The sequence below is a fragment of the Variovorax sp. GW822-FHT04A09 genome (assembly GCF_058801005.1).
Genome location: NZ_JBXAMV010000001.1, coordinates 475,063 through 491,529, shown reverse-complemented (window position 1 = coordinate 491,529; position 16,467 = coordinate 475,063). Strand labels below are relative to the sequence as shown.

The 16,467-nt window shown below is 67.1% G+C and carries 16 protein-coding genes; all 16 read right to left on the bottom strand.

Annotated elements, in window-relative coordinates; all coding sequences use genetic code 11:
• Window positions 1–36: 36 nt before the first annotated feature.
• The 16 genes from AC1RLW_RS02055 to scpB all read right to left on the bottom strand — a co-directional run bounded on the left by AC1RLW_RS02055 (window position 37) and on the right by scpB (window position 16,449).
• Window positions 37–225 (bottom strand): DUF2065 domain-containing protein, encoded by a 189-nt coding sequence (locus tag AC1RLW_RS02055; protein ID WP_062480756.1) that lies wholly within the window; start codon window positions 223–225, stop codon window positions 37–39.
• Window positions 226–266: 41 nt separating this feature from the next.
• Window positions 267–1,154, bottom strand: coding sequence for a protease modulator HflC (hflC, locus tag AC1RLW_RS02050; RefSeq protein ID WP_062480758.1), 888 nt, complete (start codon window positions 1,152–1,154; stop codon window positions 267–269).
• 17 nt (window positions 1,155–1,171) lie between these two features.
• Window positions 1,172–2,548 (bottom strand): FtsH protease activity modulator HflK, encoded by a 1,377-nt coding sequence (gene hflK, locus AC1RLW_RS02045; RefSeq protein ID WP_070061003.1) that lies wholly within the window; start codon window positions 2,546–2,548, stop codon window positions 1,172–1,174.
• 74 nt (window positions 2,549–2,622) lie between these two features.
• Entirely contained in the window at window positions 2,623–3,792 is a 1,170-nt protein-coding gene (gene hflX / locus AC1RLW_RS02040) for a GTPase HflX (RefSeq protein WP_095947220.1), read from the bottom strand.
• A gap of 53 nt (window positions 3,793–3,845) precedes the next feature.
• A complete protein-coding gene (hfq, locus tag AC1RLW_RS02035) occupies window positions 3,846–4,091 on the bottom strand; it encodes an RNA chaperone Hfq (protein ID WP_056582504.1) in 246 nt (81 codons plus the stop codon).
• A 164-nt stretch (window positions 4,092–4,255) separates the two neighbouring features.
• Window positions 4,256–5,599, bottom strand: coding sequence for a ribosome biogenesis GTPase Der (der, locus tag AC1RLW_RS02030; protein ID WP_062480763.1), 1,344 nt, complete (start codon window positions 5,597–5,599; stop codon window positions 4,256–4,258).
• Between the two features lie 66 nt (window positions 5,600–5,665).
• On the bottom strand, window positions 5,666–6,808 hold the full coding sequence (bamB, locus tag AC1RLW_RS02025; RefSeq protein WP_062480765.1) for an outer membrane protein assembly factor BamB: 1,143 nt from the start codon (window positions 6,806–6,808) through the stop codon (window positions 5,666–5,668).
• Window positions 6,809–6,820: 12 nt separating this feature from the next.
• On the bottom strand, window positions 6,821–7,513 hold the full coding sequence (locus AC1RLW_RS02020; protein ID WP_062480767.1) for a YfgM family protein: 693 nt from the start codon (window positions 7,511–7,513) through the stop codon (window positions 6,821–6,823).
• Window positions 7,514–7,519: 6 nt separating this feature from the next.
• Entirely contained in the window at window positions 7,520–8,830 is a 1,311-nt protein-coding gene (hisS, locus tag AC1RLW_RS02015) for a histidine--tRNA ligase (RefSeq protein ID WP_159271538.1), read from the bottom strand.
• A 15-nt stretch (window positions 8,831–8,845) separates the two neighbouring features.
• Complete coding sequence (gene ispG, locus AC1RLW_RS02010; RefSeq protein ID WP_070061008.1) at window positions 8,846–10,126, bottom strand: flavodoxin-dependent (E)-4-hydroxy-3-methylbut-2-enyl-diphosphate synthase; 1,281 nt, start codon at window positions 10,124–10,126, stop codon at window positions 8,846–8,848.
• On the bottom strand, window positions 10,123–11,049 hold the full coding sequence (locus tag AC1RLW_RS02005; RefSeq protein WP_493192082.1) for a RodZ domain-containing protein: 927 nt from the start codon (window positions 11,047–11,049) through the stop codon (window positions 10,123–10,125). Before AC1RLW_RS02005 ends, ispG begins: the two co-directional genes overlap by 4 nt.
• Window positions 11,042–11,893, bottom strand: a complete 852-nt coding sequence (gene pilW / locus AC1RLW_RS02000) for a type IV pilus biogenesis/stability protein PilW (protein ID WP_095745652.1) — start codon at window positions 11,891–11,893, stop codon at window positions 11,042–11,044. The genes AC1RLW_RS02005 and pilW overlap by 8 nt, the downstream gene beginning before the upstream one ends.
• Window positions 11,894–11,897: 4 nt before the next feature.
• Window positions 11,898–13,067: a dual-specificity RNA methyltransferase RlmN gene (gene rlmN / locus AC1RLW_RS01995; protein WP_492727346.1), complete on the bottom strand. Its 1,170-nt coding sequence runs from the start codon at window positions 13,065–13,067 to the stop codon at window positions 11,898–11,900.
• Between the two features lie 21 nt (window positions 13,068–13,088).
• Window positions 13,089–13,514: a nucleoside-diphosphate kinase gene (gene ndk / locus AC1RLW_RS01990; RefSeq protein ID WP_013542117.1), complete on the bottom strand. Its 426-nt coding sequence runs from the start codon at window positions 13,512–13,514 to the stop codon at window positions 13,089–13,091.
• A gap of 152 nt (window positions 13,515–13,666) precedes the next feature.
• Window positions 13,667–15,517: a pseudouridine synthase gene (locus AC1RLW_RS01985; protein WP_493192081.1), complete on the bottom strand. Its 1,851-nt coding sequence runs from the start codon at window positions 15,515–15,517 to the stop codon at window positions 13,667–13,669.
• Complete coding sequence (gene scpB, locus AC1RLW_RS01980; protein ID WP_493192080.1) at window positions 15,514–16,449, bottom strand: SMC-Scp complex subunit ScpB; 936 nt, start codon at window positions 16,447–16,449, stop codon at window positions 15,514–15,516. The genes AC1RLW_RS01985 and scpB overlap by 4 nt, the downstream gene beginning before the upstream one ends.
• Window positions 16,450–16,467 lie beyond the last annotated feature (18 nt).

The window sequence follows — 16,467 nt, the reverse complement described above, 5'->3', positions numbered from 1 at the left end:
GGGGCGTGGTTAAACCGGGATTCTACCGGGCCCGAGCTACCCCAGAACCCAGAGCAGTACCAAACCCAGCAGGATGCTGCAAAGACCGAAGAAACGCAGCTGGCCGTCGCGCAGCTGCAGCAGTTGGCTGAAGCCGCGCCGCCACCCGCCCGGCGAGACGAAAGGCAGGATGCCTTCGATCACCAGGACCAGCGCCAACGCGCTCCAGAAGGTGTCGGCGCTCACGGCTCCAGGCAGGACAGCGGAAACGGACAGCCTGTTGTTACTTACTTGCGCGCCGAGCCGGAGCTCTGCATGGCGCGGAAGAAGTCCGAGGACGGGTCGAGCACCATCACGTCGCTCTTCTTATTGAAGCTCTGCTTGTAGGCCTCGAGGCTGCGATAGAACTGGGCGAACTGCGGATCGCGGCCGAAGGCCTCGCTGTAGGTCGCTGCAGCCTGGGCATCGCCCTCGCCCTTGATCTTCTGGGCGTCGCGGTAGGCGTTGGCCACGATCACTTCGCGCTGGCGGTCGGCGTCGGCGCGGATCTTCTCGCCTTCGGCCGTGCCGGTGGAGCGCAGCTCGTTGGCCACGCGCTTGCGCTCGGCTTCCATGCGGCGGTAGACCGATTCGGTGATGGCTTCCACGTAGTCGACGCGGGTGATGCGCACGTCGACCACGTCGACGCCCCAGGGCTTGGCGCCCTTCACCACGGCCAGCACTTCTCGCTGCACGTCGGCCATCAGGGCCTCGCGGCGCACCGAGATCAGGTCGCGCACGGTGCGCTTGTTGATGTTTTCCTGGAAGGCGTTGCGCACCACGCGGTTCAGCTGCATGGCGCCCGCGTTCTCGTCGAGGCCGACGTTGCGGATGTAGGCCTGCGGGTCGGAGATGCGCCAGCGCACGTACCAGTCGATCACCACGCGCTGCTTTTCAGCGGTGAGCATCGGTTCGGTGTCGAGGCTGGAGAGCGTCAGCAGGCGCTTGTCGATGTACGACACGTTCTGGAACGGCGGCGGCAGCTTGAAGTTCAGGCCGGGCTCGGTGATGACCTGCTTGATCTGGCCGAGGGCATAGACCACGCCGAACTGGCGCTGGTCGACCACGAAGAGGGTCGAGCTCAGCAGCACGAGCAGGACGAGGACCGAGGTGGCGATGAAACCGATTCTGTTCATGTTGTTCCGGGCCTTTCTCAGCGCACGTCGCGGTCACGCGAGCGGCCGTCACGGGCGCGCACGTCGGTGGTGGCGGGCGCCACCGGGATCACCGACGACTGGGTCGGTGCGGTGCCGGCCACGCTGGGGCTGGCGGCGTCCACGGGCGTGGCTGTGTTGCCGCCGCCTTGCTGCATCAGCTTGTCGAGCGGCAGGTACAGCAGGTTGGAGCCCTGCTTGCTGTCGACCAGCACCTTGGTCGTGCTGGCGTAGATCTGCTGCATGGCGTCGGTGTACATGCGGTCGCGCGTCACCTGTGGTGCCTTCTGGTATTCGGTCAGCACCGAGCTGAAGCGACCGGCGTCACCCTGGGCCTGCGCCACGATGCGGGCCTTGTAGGCCTCGGACTCTTCCTTCAGGCGCGACGAGGTACCGGTGGCCAGTGGCACGACGTTGTTGGCATAGGCCTCGGCGTCGTTCTTGGCGCGTTCGCGTTCCTGGCCGGCCTTGAGCACGTCGTCGAAGGCGGCCTGCACCTGCTCGGGCGGACGCACGCCGCCCTGCTGCAGGTTGATGCCGACGACTTCGACACCGACCTTGTAGCGGTCGAGGATGGTCTGCATCAGCGCGCGCACGCGGGGCGCGATCTGGTCGCGCTCTTCGGCGAGCGCCGCGTCCATCTTCATCTTGCCGACCACTTCGCGCACGGAGCTTTCGGCCACCTGCACGATGGTTTCAGCGGGCGACTTGCTCTCGTAGAGCCAGGCACGCGCATCGCTCAGGCGGTACTGCACGGCGAACTTGATTTCGACGATGTTCTCGTCTTCGGTCAGCATGGCCGATTCGCGCAAGCCGGTGGAACGCACGATGGCGTCGCGGCCCACGTCGGTGGAACGGATCTGCGTGGTCACCACCACTTCGTGGCGTTGAATGGGGTACGGCAGGCGCCAGTTGAAGCCGGCGTTCACCGTCGACTTGTAGCGACCGAATTGCGTGACCACGGCCTGCTGGCCTTCGTTCACGATGAAGAAGCCGGTGCCGAGCCAGATCAGGACCGCCACGGCGGCCACGAGGCCGATGCCGAAGCCGGCGTTCTTCATGTCGGGCTTGTAGCCGTTGCCGCCACCGCCGCCGGTGCCGTTGGGGCGATTGCCGCCACCCTTGCCACCGCCGAAGAAACCGCCGAGCTTGCGATTGAGGTCACGCCAGAGTTCGTCGAGGTCGGGCGGACCCTGGTTCGGGCCCTGGCCGCGCGGGCGATTGCCGTTGCCGTTGTTGTTCTGGTTGCCGCTCGAAGGCGGCGGGATCGGGGCGCCGGGGGGATCGGCATCGGGCGGCCGGTTGCCGGCCGGGCGGTCGCCGTTGGAGGACGGCTCGTCGCCGCGACCCCATCGGCCATCGTTCAGGTTGAACATGCCCAGAAACCCTCTCCGCGCTGGCTTTGCATTCATTCGCTTCGTTCTCGTGTCAGTGGCGGGATTGTGCCCAATCAAGGGGCCGCATCGTGCAATTCAGCGTCCGCCTCAGGGGTCATCGTATCGGCGACGGAACCCGACTGCCGGGCCAGCTCGGCCCGCAGCAACGGCAGGCCTTCACCGGTCCTGGCGCTGAGGAAGATGCGGGGAACCTGCACGCCGTCGATTTCCATCTCGTCCTGCAGATGCAGCGGATGTTGCGCACTTTCAAGGGCATCGAGCTTGTTGAACACCAGCAGCTGCGGCACGTCGCCTGCGCCGATGTCCTGCAGCACCGACTGGACCTCGGCCATCTGCTCGGGATAGTGCGGGTTGGAGGCATCGATCACGTGCAGCAGCAGGTCGGCATCGACCGCCTCCTGCAAGGTGGCCTTGAACGCATCGACCAGGCCGTGCGGCAGGTCGCGGATGAAGCCCACCGTGTCGGAGATCGACACCTGCCGGCGCGCATCGCCCAGGTAGAGGTTGCGCGTGGTGGTGTCGAGCGTGGCGAACAGCTGGTCGGCCGCATAGGCGCGCGCCTTGACCATCGCATTGAAGATCGACGACTTGCCCGCATTGGTGTAGCCGACGAGCGAGATGTTGAAGGTCTCGCGGCGCTCGCGCTGCCGGCGCTGCGTGCTGCGCTGCTTCTGCACCTTGGCCAGGCGTTCGCGCGTGCGCTTGATCGACTCGTTGATCATGCGGCGGTCGAGTTCGATCTGCTTCTCGCCGGGGCCACCGCGCACACCCGCACCGCCGGTCTGGCGCTCCAAGTGGGACCAGCGGCGGACCAGGCGCGTGCTCAGGTACTGCAGCCGAGCCAGTTCGACCTGCAGCTTGCCTTCGTGCGAACGGGCGCGCTGGGCGAAGATCTCGAGGATGAGGAAGGTGCGGTCGTAGACCGCGACATCGAGCTGGCGTTCGAGGTTGCGCTGCTGCGCAGGACTCAAGGACTGGTCGAAGATGACCTCGCTCGCCCGGTGCATGGCGGCGAGCTCCTTGATCTCTTCGGCCTTGCCGCTGCCGACGAACAGCGCCGCGTCGGGCGCCTTGCGCTTGCAGGCCAGGCGGGCAACGGGCGTCAGGCCCGCGGTTTGTGCGAGCAGGCCGAGTTCTTCGAGCTCGCTGTCGAAATGGGGCAGCCCGAAATCGACACCGACGAGAACGGCGGCGCCTTCCTGGCGGGGGATCGAATCAGACAAGCGGAATCAGATATGGAAAAAGCGCGGCGGGGTTGCCGCCGCGCTCCGCGCGATCAGGCGGCGGCGTCGTCGTTCTCGTTGGCCGAGAAGTTGACGGCACGACCCGGCACGATGGTGGAAATGGCGTGCTTGTAGACCATTTGCGTCACTGTATTGCGAAGCAACACGACGTATTGATCGAAAGACTCGATCTGGCCTTGCAGCTTGATGCCGTTCACCAAATAAATGGAAACCGGCACATGCTCGCGACGCAAGGTGTTCAGAAACGGGTCTTGCAGAAGTTGCCCTTTATTGCTCACGATATTCTCCGTGTTCAAGAGTAGTTGTTGGAGAGATGACCTTAACACAGGGTTTCTGCGCCGCAGCAATCGGGGTCAAAAGCCTTGAGAAAATAACGGTTCTCAAAAGACGGAACTTCCGCTCCTGCTGCGGCTCAACGGCTGCCATCGGCAGCCAAGCGCCCTCAGTTGTCCTTGTCCACGAACGGATTCTGCGAGCTTTTGAACTGGATCCGCAAGGGCGTGCCCACGAGGTCGAATTCCTTGCGGAAACGCCCTTCCAGGAAACGCTTGTAGGCGTCGGTCACATGCTCCAGCGAATTGCCGTGAATGATGATCACGGGCGGATTCATGCCGCCCTGGTGCGCATACCGCAGCTTGGGCCGGAACATGCCGCCGCGCTGGGGCGCCTGGAATTGCACCGCCTCCAGCAGCAGGCGCGTCAGCACCGGCGTCGACATCTTGCGCGTGGCCGACTTGTGGGCCTGCGCAATGGCCTGCCACACCGGGCCCAGGCCCTGGCGCTTGATGGCCGAGATGAAATGCAATGACGCGAACTTCAGGAACGGCAGGCGGGTTTCGATCTGCCGCTGGATCTGCTCGCGCTGGTAGCTGTCGACCGCGTCCCATTTGTTGATGGCAATCACCACGGCACGTCCGCTTTCGAGGATGTAGCCGGCGATGTGCGCATCCTGGTCGGTCACGCCCTGCGTGGCGTCGAGCAGCAGCAGCACGACGTTGGCCGATTCGATGGCCTGCAGCGTCTTGACCACCGAGAACTTCTCGATCGCCTCGAACACCCGGCCCTTGCGGCGCAGGCCGGCGGTGTCGATCAGCTCGAAGCGCTGGCCGTTGCGCTCGAACGGCACCGAGATGGCGTCGCGCGTCGTGCCGGGCATGTCGAAGGCCACCAGGCGCTCTTCACCCAGCCAGGTGTTGATCAGCGTCGACTTGCCGACGTTGGGCCGGCCGGCCACGGCCAGCTTGATCGGCTTGTTGACGTCGTCTTCGTCTTCCTCGTCGTCCGGGTCGGCCAGGTTCAGCGGCGCAAGCGCCAGCTCGACCAGGTCGCGCATGCCCTGCCCGTGCGCCGCGGACACGCCGTGCACGTCGCCGAAACCCAGCTCGTAGAAGTCGACCAGCTTGGTGCCGTCGTGCATGCCTTCGGCCTTGTTGGCCGCCAGCACGCAGGGCTTGCCCAGCCGGCGCAGCTCGTTGGCGATGTCGTGGTCTTGCGCCGAGAGGCCTTCGCGGGCATCGACCACGAAGATCACGACGTCGGCCTCGGCCACGGCCTGCCGCGTCTGCTTGGCCATTTCCTTGTAGATGCCGCTGCCGGCATCGGGCTCGAAGCCGCCGGTGTCGATCACGATGAACTCGTGCTTGCCCAGGCGGCCGTTGCCGTAGTGGCGGTCGCGCGTGAGGCCGGCGAAGTCGGCGACGATGGCGTCGCGCGTCTGGGTCAGGCGGTTGAAGAGCGTCGACTTGCCGACGTTGGGACGGCCGACCAGGGCCACGACCGGCTTCATGGCCGGCCTTTCGATGGCGCGGTTTTCATGGTCGGGCCTTGGAAGTAAGAGAAAGACAAAAAATGATTATTCAGGACGGTAGCCGAACACGCCACCCTTGGCGGTCACGACAACCACCGTGTTGCCGGCCAGCACCGGCGTCACGGTGATGGCCGAGCCATCGGGCGTCACGCGGTTCAGCAGCGCACCGTCTTCACGCGACACGAAGTGCAGCGTGCCGGTGCTCTCGCCGATGATCAGCGAGCGGCCCACGGCCAGCGGCGCGGTCAGTTCGCGGTTCTTCAGGCGGCTCATCTGCCAGGCGCGCTCGCCGTCGGCGCGACGCCAGGCGGTGACGCTGCCATCCGATTCGGTGCCATAGAGAAAGCGCTCGTCGCCGCTCACGCCGTCGGCGCCCGAGGCCGGCTTGCTCCAGAGCAGCTGGCCGCGCAGGGTGTCGACACAGCCGACGCTGGCGTAGTAGGCGCGTGCGCAGACCGTGTCGCCGTAGCGGCTCACGCTGCCGGTCAGGTCGACCAGGCGTTCCACGTCGTTCGTGCCGCGCGGCGCGGCGATGGGCGCTTCCCAGCGCGAGCTGCCGTTGCCGGGATTCATGCCGACGAGTCGGCCGCCCAGACCGGCGACCAGCGTGTCGCCGACCGCGATCAGCACGCCCGACTTGCGCAGCACGAGATTTTCGCCCGGGCGCTGCTGCTGCCACAGGCGACGGCCGCTCTGGCCGTCCCAGGCGCTGACGCTGCGGTCGGCGGTCTGCACGAAGACGCGGCGGCCGGCCACCAGCGGTGCGGTGAAGGCCTGGGCCGACAGGCGCTGCTTCCACAGCACCTTGCCGTTCTCGATGGCGACCACTTCGTTGTTGGTGGTGACCACGGCCGTCAGCGAACCGTCGCTGCCGACGCCGGCCGCCAGCGGCGCACCGGCGCTGGCGCGCCAGGTCTCGCGACCGGCGCGGGCATCGATGGCGACGACCGTGCCGTCGCTGCCGGCCACGGTCACGATGTCACCGCTGACATCGGCGGTGAGCGGGAATTCGACGCCCGGAATCCGCACGTTCCAGGCCTGGCGCACGCCCATCAGGGACGGGTTGGCCGGCAGCTCGGCGGGCTTGGGCTTGCCGGAGCCCGAGCAGGCGGCCAGCAGCGCTACCAGAACAAGAGCAGAACCCGCGCGCAGGGCGGTCGATTCAGGCATGAAACGCTTGAAATTCATGAGGGTGTGCGATCAGGAGTTCTTGGGGACGGCGGGCGTCACGGTGACGGTCGGCGCCAGGGTCTTCGGGTCGACACCGACCGCGTTGAGCTTGATCTCGACCAGCCGGCGGTAGTCCGAGCCGGCGCCCAGGCCGGTCCAGGCCTTGCGGTACTCGGCCTGCGCCTCGTCGCGCTTGCCTTGCGCCATGTAGATGTCGCCCTTGCGGTCGGCCACCAGCGGTTCGAATTCGGTCGGCACCTTGCCGTCGAGTTGCTTGAGCGCGTCGTCGTAAGACTTGGCATCGAGCAGTTCGGCTGCGAGACGCAGCTTGGCGATGGCCTGGTAGCCCGGGTCGACGGCGTTCTGCGCAACCCAGCCCAGCGCCGCGCGCGAGCCGTCGGCATTGCCCTTGTCGAACAGCGTCTTGGCGACCAGCAGACCGGCTTGCTGCGCGTAGGCGGTGCCTGCGAAGCGGTCCTTCATGTCGGTCATCACGCGCTGGATGCGCTCGACGTCGCCCGACTGCGTGCTGCGCTCGACCTCGTCATAAAGGGCCGCGGCCTGGGCAGCCTTGGTGCGCTGGTAGTACTGCCAGCCGTTCCAGGCCACGAAGGCGCCGGCGACGAGCAGCACGGCCCAGGTGATCAGGGTGCCGTAGGTGTTCCAGAAATGCTTGAGCTGGTCGAGCTGTTCCTGTTCTTCGAGGTCGAGATGGGTGGCCATGCGCTGTCAGAGGTTGGGAGCCGGCGATTGTAGGGTGGCGGCCCAGGTGGTCACTTCAGCAAGTGAACGGGCGGACTGCGCGACGCTGGCGTCGCGCAAGGCCTTGAGAGTCACTTCACCGCGCGCAAGTTCATCGGCGCCGAAGATCAGCGCGTAGGTGGCACCACTGGCGTCCGCCTTGCGCATCTGCGCCTTGAAGCTCGCAAGGCCCTCGGCGGTGCTGGCGTGCATCTGCACGCGCACGCCGGTTTCGCGCAGCTGCTGCAAGGCGCGCAGCACGACGGGCATCGAAGCGGCGTCGGGCACGATGGCATAGACATCGGGCACCGGTGCCGGCACTTCGGCGCCCTGCTCCTTCAGCAGGTCGAGCACGCGCTCGACGCCGATGGCCCAGCCCACGGCGGGCGCCGGCTTGCCGCCGATCTGCGCGATGAGGTCGTCGTAGCGGCCGCCGGCGCACACCGTGCCCTGCGCGCCGAGGCGGTCGGTCACGAACTCGAACACCGTGAGGTTGTAGTAGTCGAGCCCGCGCACGAGGCGCGGGTTGATCGTGAAGGCGATGTCGTTGGCTTTGAGGATGGCCTGCAGCCCCTCGAAGTGCGCCAGCGATTCGGCACCGAGGAAGTCGATCAGCTTCGGCGCCGACTCGACCACCTCTTTCATCGCCGGATTCTTCGTGTCGAGGATGCGCAGCGGGTTGCTGTGCAGGCGGCGCTTGCCGTCCTCGTCGAGCTTGTCGGCGTGCTGTTCGAAGTGGGCGATGAGCTGGGCGCGGTGCAGCGCGCGCTCGGCCGGCTGGCCCAGGCTGTTGAGTTCCAGGCGCACATCGGTCAGGCCGATGGCCTTCCACAACGCGGTGGCCAGCAGGATCAGTTCGGCGTCGACATCGGGGCCGGCAAAGCCGAGCGCCTCGGCGCCGATCTGGTGGAACTGGCGGAAGCGCCCACGCTGCGGCTTTTCGCGGCGGAACATCGGGCCCGTGTACCAGAGGCGCTTGGGACCTTCGTAGAGCATGTTGTGCTCGATCACGGCGCGCACGAGGCCGGCCGTGTTCTCCGGACGCATCGCCAGGTGCTCCGACTGCCCATGCTTGTCCGAACGGTCTTCGAAGGCGTACATCTCCTTCTCGACGATGTCCGTCACCTCGCCGATGCCGCGCACGAACAGCGCCGTGTGCTCCAGGATCGGGGTGCGGACGTTGCGGTACGCATAGCGCCCCATCAGCTCGCGCACGGTGGCTTCGAGCCACTCCCAGCGCGCCGATTCGGGCGGCAATATGTCGTTCATGCCTTTGACGGCATTCAGTTTTTCAGCCATGAGTCTGCGGAGGTGTCAGGCCAGGACAGCGTGTTCGCTGCCGAAGCGCTTTTCGATGTAGGTTTCGACGAGCTGGTGGAACTCGTTGGCGATATTGTCGCCGCGCAGCGTGAGGGCCTTTTCGCCGTCGATGAAGACCGGCGCGGCCGGTGCTTCGCCCGTGCCGGGCAGGCTGATGCCGATGTCGGCGTGCTTGCTCTCGCCAGGGCCGTTGACGATGCAGCCCATGACGGCCACCTTCAGCGTCTCGACACCAGGGTACTTCTTGCGCCAGACCGGCATCTGCAGGCGCAGGTAGTCGTCGATCTGCTTGGCGAGTTCCTGGAAGGTGGTGCTCGTGGTGCGGCCGCAGCCCGGGCAGGCCGTGACACTCGGCACGAACACGCGCAGGCCCAGGGCCTGGAGGATTTCGTTGGCGATCAGCACTTCCTGCGTACGCGACTCGCCCGGCTGCGGCGTGAGCGACACGCGGATCGTGTCGCCGATGCCCTCTTGCAGAAGGATCGACAGCGCCGTGGCCGAGGCCACCGTGCCCTTGGTGCCCATGCCGGCTTCGGTCAGGCCCAGGTGCAGCGGGTTGTCGCAGCGCTTTGCGAGTTCGCGGTAGACCGAGATCAGGTCCTGCACGCCGCTCACCTTGCACGACAGGATGACCTGGTTGCCGGCCATGCCCATCGACTCGGCGAGCTTCGCGGATTCGATGGCCGAGGTGATCAGCGCCTCGTACATCACCTGCTTGGCGTCCCAGGGCTCGGCGCGCTGGCTGTTGGTGTCCATCAGGCTGGCGAGCAGTTCCTGGTCGAGGCTGCCCCAGTTCACGCCGATGCGCACCGGCTTGTTCCAGCGCATGGCCGCGTCGATCATCTGGCCGAACTGCTTGTCCTTCTTGTCGCCCTTGCCCACGTTGCCGGGGTTGATGCGGTACTTGCTCAGCGCCTCGGCACAGGCCGGATAGTCGGTGAGCAGGCGGTGGCCGTTGTAGTGAAAGTCGCCGATCAGCGGCACGTCGATGCCCATGCGATCGAGCTGCTCGCGGATGTAGGGCACCTGAGCGGCGGCTTCGGGTGTGTTGACGGTGATGCGGACCATCTCGGAGCCCGCAATGGCGAGTTCCTTGACCTGGATCGCGGTGCCGATGGCATCGACCGTGTCGGTGTTGGTCATCGACTGCACGCGCGTGGGCGCGTCGCCCCCCACCGTGACGATGCGCGGGCCCCAGACCACGCTGGCCTGGCGCGAGCGGCGCGCCTTGGGCGCCGCCGATTCGATAGGTTGGGGAGTGCAGTCGGTTGTCACGATTTCACCTCGAAACGCGCCACGCCGCCGCCGCGGGTGACAGGCTTCAGATCGTAGGGCTTTCCGTTCACCTGCACATCGACGGCCGATGCACGCCCCACCACCACGGACAGCGGCAGCGTGCCGGACAGCCCGACGGTCTCGCCGACCTGCAGGCTGCGGCGCAGCAACTGCTTGCCGCCAGCCTCGGTGACGGTGATCCAGCATTCCTCGCGCGCCACGAAGACGAGCTGCTGGCTGCTGGCTGTGCTGGCGCTGGCGACGGCCGCGAGGGGCGCGGAGGCCGGGGCGGCGGGCGCGGCAGCCGCCACGCCGGCGGCCGGTGCGGCGCCCACCGGGCCGGTCGGCGCCACGGCCTGCGTTGGCACGGGCTCCGAGACATCGGCCGGGTCGGCCGGCGGCATCGTCTCGGCCTCGTTCTTGGCGGTCAGCCGTGCTACGGAGGCGCCGATCTGGTCGAACGCCGATTGCGGCATCCAGAACAGCACGCCGGCGCCGATCAAGAGCAGCACCACGACCGTCAGCAGCGCGCGCGACGGCAGGCCGCCGGAGCGTCCACCGTTCCAGCGCGGCGTGTCGGACACGACGCGGGCATTCAGCGTGCGGTTGGTTTCGGCCAGCGGTGCGCGTTGTGCGCCCGGCAGCTTGGCAAGCACAGGCGCCGGATCGATGCGCAGTGCGCGGCACACGCTGCTGGCCAGGGCCCGGGCGAACACCGGATCGGGCAGCGAGGCGATGTCGTCGGCCTCGAGCGCGATCAGCTTTTGCGGCGGCACCTTGAGCGCCGCGGCCACCATCTCGATGTGCAGGCCATGCGCTTCGCGCGCCTCGCGCAGCATGTCGCCGGCCGTCTTGTGCGCGACGTCGCCTTCTGCCAGCGGCAGCGCCGCGGACGTCCCGAACTCCGAAACCCGTTCAGTCATTGAAATTCCCGCGCTCGTACGCCATTGCCTCCCGCGATTGAGGGAAACGTCGTTGCAATTGACCGCCCAGCTGCGCGACAGCCTCGCGGTTGTTGAGCTTCCGTTCGATCTTGATGCCGAGCCAGAGCGTCTCGGCATTGGCCGAGGGGCTGTTGTTGACACGGCGGACGTAGAACTGCGCGCGCGACCATTCTTCGCGCTGCGCCAGCACCGAGGCCAGGTTGAAGCCGACCACCGGATTGCCGGCATCGAGCTCGTAGGCCTGCAAGAGGCTGCGCTCGGCTTGCGGCCGCTGGCCGGCCTTGAGCTCGCAGACCCCCTGGGTCATGAGCGTCTTGGCGCGATCGGCATAGCTGGGCACGGCCAGTGCCGCGGCGAACTGCTGCGCGGCGTCGCCGTAGCGGTTCTGCTGGCACAGCAGCCAGCCGTAGTTGTGGCGCGTGTTGGCGTCGCGCGGATTGATCGCGACCGCGCGGCGGAAGCTGTCTTCGGCCTGGCCGGCGTCGTCCAGCCGCATGTAGACCAGGCCCCGCAGGTTGTAGGCGTCGGCGTAGTTCGGGTCGATGGCCAGCACCTGCTTGAGCTCTTCGAGGGCGACCGAGGGCTGGCCGTGCTCGAAGTAGCCGGCCGCCAGCTCCATCCGCAGGCGGGCACGGCGACGGTTGTTTTCGTCGACGTCGGTCACGGCAGTGGTACCGCTGTCGGCCCCACTGCCGACAAGCCCGGTGGTGGTGGTTCGCGTGTTGACGCAGCCCGCGAGAAGAAGCGCCACGGCGACGCTCGCGATTCCTGCGCTCAGCACTCGCTGCACGCTCGCGGTCGTCGTCGGAAAGGCCATGCTCATTGCGTCAATGCTCCTGGGGAACGGTGGTCTTGGGGGTCTTGGCGCGGGGCGGGTGCAAAACGACGGGACGCTCGGCCACCGCCGCACGGCGCTGGGCCATGCGCTCGGCCGCACGGGTGCGGTCTTTCACGTCGCCGGCGAGTTGTCCGCAGGCGGCGTCGATGTCGTCACCGCGCGTCTTGCGCACGGTGGTCACGAGGCCCGCTTCGCTCAGCGTGCGGGCAAAGGCCAGCACGCGCGGTTGCGGCGAGCGCAGCAGGCCCGACGCCGGAAAGGGGTTGAACGGAATCAGGTTGAACTTGCACGAGACGTCGTGCTTGCGCACGAGCTCGATCAGCTGGCGCGCATGCTCGGGCTGGTCGTTCACGCCGTCCAGCATGCAGTATTCGAAGGTGATGAAGTCGCGCGGCGCATGCACGAGGTAGCGCTTGCAGGCCTCGAGCAGTTCGGCGATCGGGTACTTGCGATTGAGCGGCACGAGGTCGTCGCGCAGCGCATCGTTGGGCGCATGCAGCGAGACGGCCATGGCCACGGCGCAATCGGTGCCCAGGCGGTCGATCATCGGCACCACGCCGGAGGTCGACACGGTGACACGGCGGCGCGACAGCCCGTAGGCGTTGTCGTCGAGCATGGTGCGCAAGGCGGGCACCAGCGCAGAGTAGTTCTGCAGCGGCTCGCCCATGCCCATCATCACCACGTTGGAGATGACGCGCTCGCTGCGATTCAGGTGCTTGCGCAGGAAGTGCTCGGCAAACCAGAGCTGGGCGACGATTTCGCCCGTGGTGAGGTTGCGGCTGAAGCCCTGATGCCCGGTCGAGCAAAAGCGGCAGCCCACGGCGCAACCGGCCTGCGACGACACGCACAGCGTGCCGCGATCGTCTTCGGGGATGAACACGGCCTCGACCGCATCGCCGCCGCCGACGTCGAACAGCCACTTGATCGTGCCGTCCTTGGATTCATGCTGCGTGAGGACCGACAGGGCCTCCACGCGCGCGGTGGTCGCGAGTTTCTCGCGCAGCGACTTCGCCAGATCGGTCATCTGGGTGAAGTCGCTGGCGCCACGCTGGTGGATCCAGCGGAACAGCTGCGTGGCGCGGAATTTTTTCTCGCCGAGTTTTTCGCAGAACGCAGCCAGCCCGTCGAGATCGAATTCGAGCAGATTGGCTGTGGTCATGAATTCAGGCGAGCAACGGCTTCAGCGTGCGTAGACGTTGAGGCCGGCGAAGAAGAACGACACTTCGTTGGCAGCCGTTTCGGGCGCGTCCGAGCCGTGAACGGCGTTGGCGTCGATGCTGTCGGCGAAGTCGGCGCGGATGGTGCCGGCTGCTGCCTTCTTGGGGTCCGTGGCGCCCATCAGGTCACGGTTCTTGGCGATGGCGTTCTCGCCTTCGAGCACTTGCACGAACACGGGGCCCGAGATCATGAACTCGACGAGGTCCTTGAAGAAGGGACGCTCCTTGTGCACCGAGTAGAACTGCTCGGCTTCGTTGCGCGACAGGTGAACCAGCTTGGCGGCGACGATCTTGAGGCCAGCAGCCTCGAAGCGGGAAACGATCTTGCCGATGACGTTCTTGGCGACGGCGTCGGGCTTGATGATGGAAAGGGTACGTTCGATAGCCATTGAAATGCTTCCTGAGCTTTGATTTTGAAGTGTTTTGTCACAACTGCAACGAGTTTGTTTCGTGGCACGTCGACAAAGCCTCTGATTTTAACCGGCGCGACCTGCGGGATTGGTGAAAACCCCGCGAAAGGCCGCGCTCCGACGGCTGGCTTTCAGCGTCCGCGGCGGCGTCCGCCGCCACCACCGCCAAAGCCACCGCCGCCGCCTTGCGAGCCGCCACCACCGCCGCGGCGTCCCGGACCGCCGCGTTGTTCCTTGCGCTGGCGCGAGAAGCTGTCGGCACCGATGTAGCCGAGCGAGGTCTTCATCGGATCGGGCTGGTTCGCACCGCCGCCACCGCCAGCACCCGCCGACCGGTTGCCACCGCCGCCCTGCCCTTGCCCCTGGCCGCCCTGACGGTTGCCGGGACCGGCGTTGCCGCGACGCCCTTGCTGCGGCGGGCCGCCATTGCCACCACCCCGGTTGGGACCACCGCGTCCGCCGCGCTCGCCACGCGGCGGACGACCGTCGCCCAGCGGACTCGGGATCGGTGCTTCGCCGCGCGCTTCACGCGGCTGACCGCCACCCATGCCGCCGTTGCGGTTGTTGTTGTTGTTGCCGCGGCGCTTCTTGTTCCGGCCGTTGCGACCGCCACCCTCCGGCCCGCCGGGACCGCGCTGCGACGGACCCGCCGGGCGCGCCTGCGCACCGCCCGAGGCCTGGAACAGCGCCTGGATGTCGCGCTCGTCGAGCTCCATCCAGGCACCGCGCTTGAGACCGCGCGGCAGCACCATCGCGCCGTAGCGGATGCGGATGAGTCGGCTGACCGCATGGCCCACCGACTCGAACAGGCGGCGCACCTCGCGGTTGCGGCCCTCGGAAATGGTCACGCGGTACCAGCAGTTGGAGCCTTCGCCGCCACCGTCTTCGATGGTGCCGAACTGCGCCATGCCGTCGTCCAGGCGCACGCCCTCGAGCAGCTTCTTCTTTTCTTCGCTGGTGAGCGCGCCCAGCACGCGCACCGCGTACTCGCGCTCCAGGCCGAAGCGCGGGTGCATGAGCTGGTTGGCCAGGTCGCCGGAGCTGCTGAACAGCAGCAGGCCTTCGGTGTTCAGGTCGAGCCGGCCGACCGACTGCCACTTGCCCTGCTGCAGACGTGGCAGCTTGCGGAACACCGTCGGGCGGTTCTGCGGGTCGTCGTGCGTGACGACCTCGCCCACGGGCTTGTGGTACGCGATCACGCGCGGCGGCGGCGGTGCGATGCGGTAGCGGATCGGCTTGCCGTTGATCTTGACCTGGTCGCCGTACTGGATGCGCTGGCCGATGTGGGCCGGCTCGTTGTTGACGGAGATGCGGCCCTGCAAGATGAGTTGCTCCATCTCCAGGCGCGAACCCAGGCCGGCCTGCGCCAGCACCTTGTGCAGCTTGGGCGAATCGGCTTCGGGCAGCAGCACGCGCTTGAGCGGCGGCACCTCGGGGCTTTCTTCGTCGGCGTCGAACTGGCCGGAAATGACGTCGGCAAAACGGATCGGCTCGGTCGGCGGCGCGTTGCGCTGCTCGCGCTCGGCGGCACGGCGGGCGCGGTCGAGGTCGTCTTCCTCTTCGTCGGGCTCGTCTTCCTCGTCGTCTTCGTCATCCCCGCGGTCGTCGTCCTGGTCCTCATCGGACATCTGGGGACGCCGTGCTTCGACCGGCGCCGGCTCGTCTGCCTCGGCTGCCACCACTTCCACAGCCACGGGCGCCACATCGGGCTGGACCGTCGCGGGAGCTTCCGCAGCAGGAGCGACTTCCGCCGCGCTCACCAATTGCTCATCGACAACCGGCGCCTCGACCACCTTCTTCTTGCGGGGTGCACGCGGCTTCTTCGGCGCTTCCCCGGCTTCGCCCCCTGCCAGCTCTGCGGGCGCAGCGACGGATTCGACAGCAACTTCCGTCACCTTCTTGGGCGTGGCGGCCCGCTTCCGCTTCTTGACTTCGGGTTCGACCGGCAGCATCGCTGCGTCGTCGGTGTCGGATGAGCTCATGGGGTTTTTCCGGGAGAAACAGCGTGGGGGTCGTGGGGGTCGGTCTCGTCCGCTGCGGGGGACGGGACCTCAGATTCGGGTTCTTCGGGCGCGGCGGCCACTTCGGGTTCGGCGGGCGGCTCGCCGGTTTCTGGCTCGGGCACAGGCAGCGCCTCATCGACGGGCTCGGCGGCCTCGGCGATCGCCACCACCTCTTCGGCAAACTCCACCGCATCGGTCGAGACGACTTCCGCCAGCTCAGCCGACTCAGGCGGCGCATCGACCATGGCGAGTTCGGGCTGCACACCTTCCTCTCCATCCACCAGCGCTGCGGGCTCTGCAGATTCCGCAACGGCCTCTTCCGCCGCATCGCCGTCGATCGGCAGCCCCGGCTGGTCGCCCGCGGCCTGCTGCAGTGCGTCAACCAGCGCCGCCTGCTGCGCGGGCGTTTCCACCAGCGGCAGTTGGTCCAGCGAGGCCAGGCCCAGGTCGTCGAGGAACTGGCGGGTGGTCGCGTAGAGCGCGGGCCGGCCGACCGTTTCGCGGTGGCCGATCACCTCGACCCAGCCTCGGTCTTCGAGCTGCTTCAGGATCAGGGAGTTGATCGTGACGCCGCGGATGTCTTCCATGTCGCCGCGCGTGGCCGGCTGCCGGTAGGCAATGATGGCCAGCGTCTCGAGCGCGGCGCGCGTGTAGCGCGGCGGCTTCTCGGGATGCAGGCGATCGAGGGCATCGCGCATCTCGGGCCGGCTCTGGAAACGCCAGCCGCTGCCGACGCTCACCAGCTCCAGGCCGCGTTGCGCCCAGTCTTCCTGCAGTTCGAGCAACAGCACCTTGATCGTGTCCACGCCCAGCTCGTCGTCGAACAGCACGCGCATGTCGCGCACCGGCAGCGGCTGGCTCGAACAGATCAAGGCGGTTTCGAGAATGCGCTTGGCATCCGCCGTATTCATGGTTCGCGTTATCCGGAA

Coding starts and splice junctions, on each gene's coding strand:
- hflC (WP_062480758.1), bottom strand. CDS start 1,154: ATGAACAGAATCGGTTTCATCGCCACCTCGGTCCTCGTCCTGCTCGTG.
- hflK (WP_070061003.1), bottom strand. CDS start 2,548: ATGTTCAACCTGAACGATGGCCGATGGGGTCGCGGCGACGAGCCGTCC.
- der (WP_062480763.1), bottom strand. CDS start 5,599: ATGAAGCCGGTCGTGGCCCTGGTCGGCCGTCCCAACGTCGGCAAGTCG.
- bamB (WP_062480765.1), bottom strand. CDS start 6,808: ATGAATTTCAAGCGTTTCATGCCTGAATCGACCGCCCTGCGCGCGGGT.
- AC1RLW_RS02020 (WP_062480767.1), bottom strand. CDS start 7,513: ATGGCCACCCATCTCGACCTCGAAGAACAGGAACAGCTCGACCAGCTC.
- hisS (WP_159271538.1), bottom strand. CDS start 8,830: ATGGCTGAAAAACTGAATGCCGTCAAAGGCATGAACGACATATTGCCG.
- AC1RLW_RS02005 (WP_493192082.1), bottom strand. CDS start 11,049: ATGACTGAACGGGTTTCGGAGTTCGGGACGTCCGCGGCGCTGCCGCTG.
- pilW (WP_095745652.1), bottom strand. CDS start 11,893: ATGAGCATGGCCTTTCCGACGACGACCGCGAGCGTGCAGCGAGTGCTG.
- rlmN (WP_492727346.1), bottom strand. CDS start 13,067: ATGACCACAGCCAATCTGCTCGAATTCGATCTCGACGGGCTGGCTGCG.
- ndk (WP_013542117.1), bottom strand. CDS start 13,514: ATGGCTATCGAACGTACCCTTTCCATCATCAAGCCCGACGCCGTCGCC.
- AC1RLW_RS01985 (WP_493192081.1), bottom strand. CDS start 15,517: ATGAGCTCATCCGACACCGACGACGCAGCGATGCTGCCGGTCGAACCC.
- scpB (WP_493192080.1), bottom strand. CDS start 16,449: ATGAATACGGCGGATGCCAAGCGCATTCTCGAAACCGCCTTGATCTGT.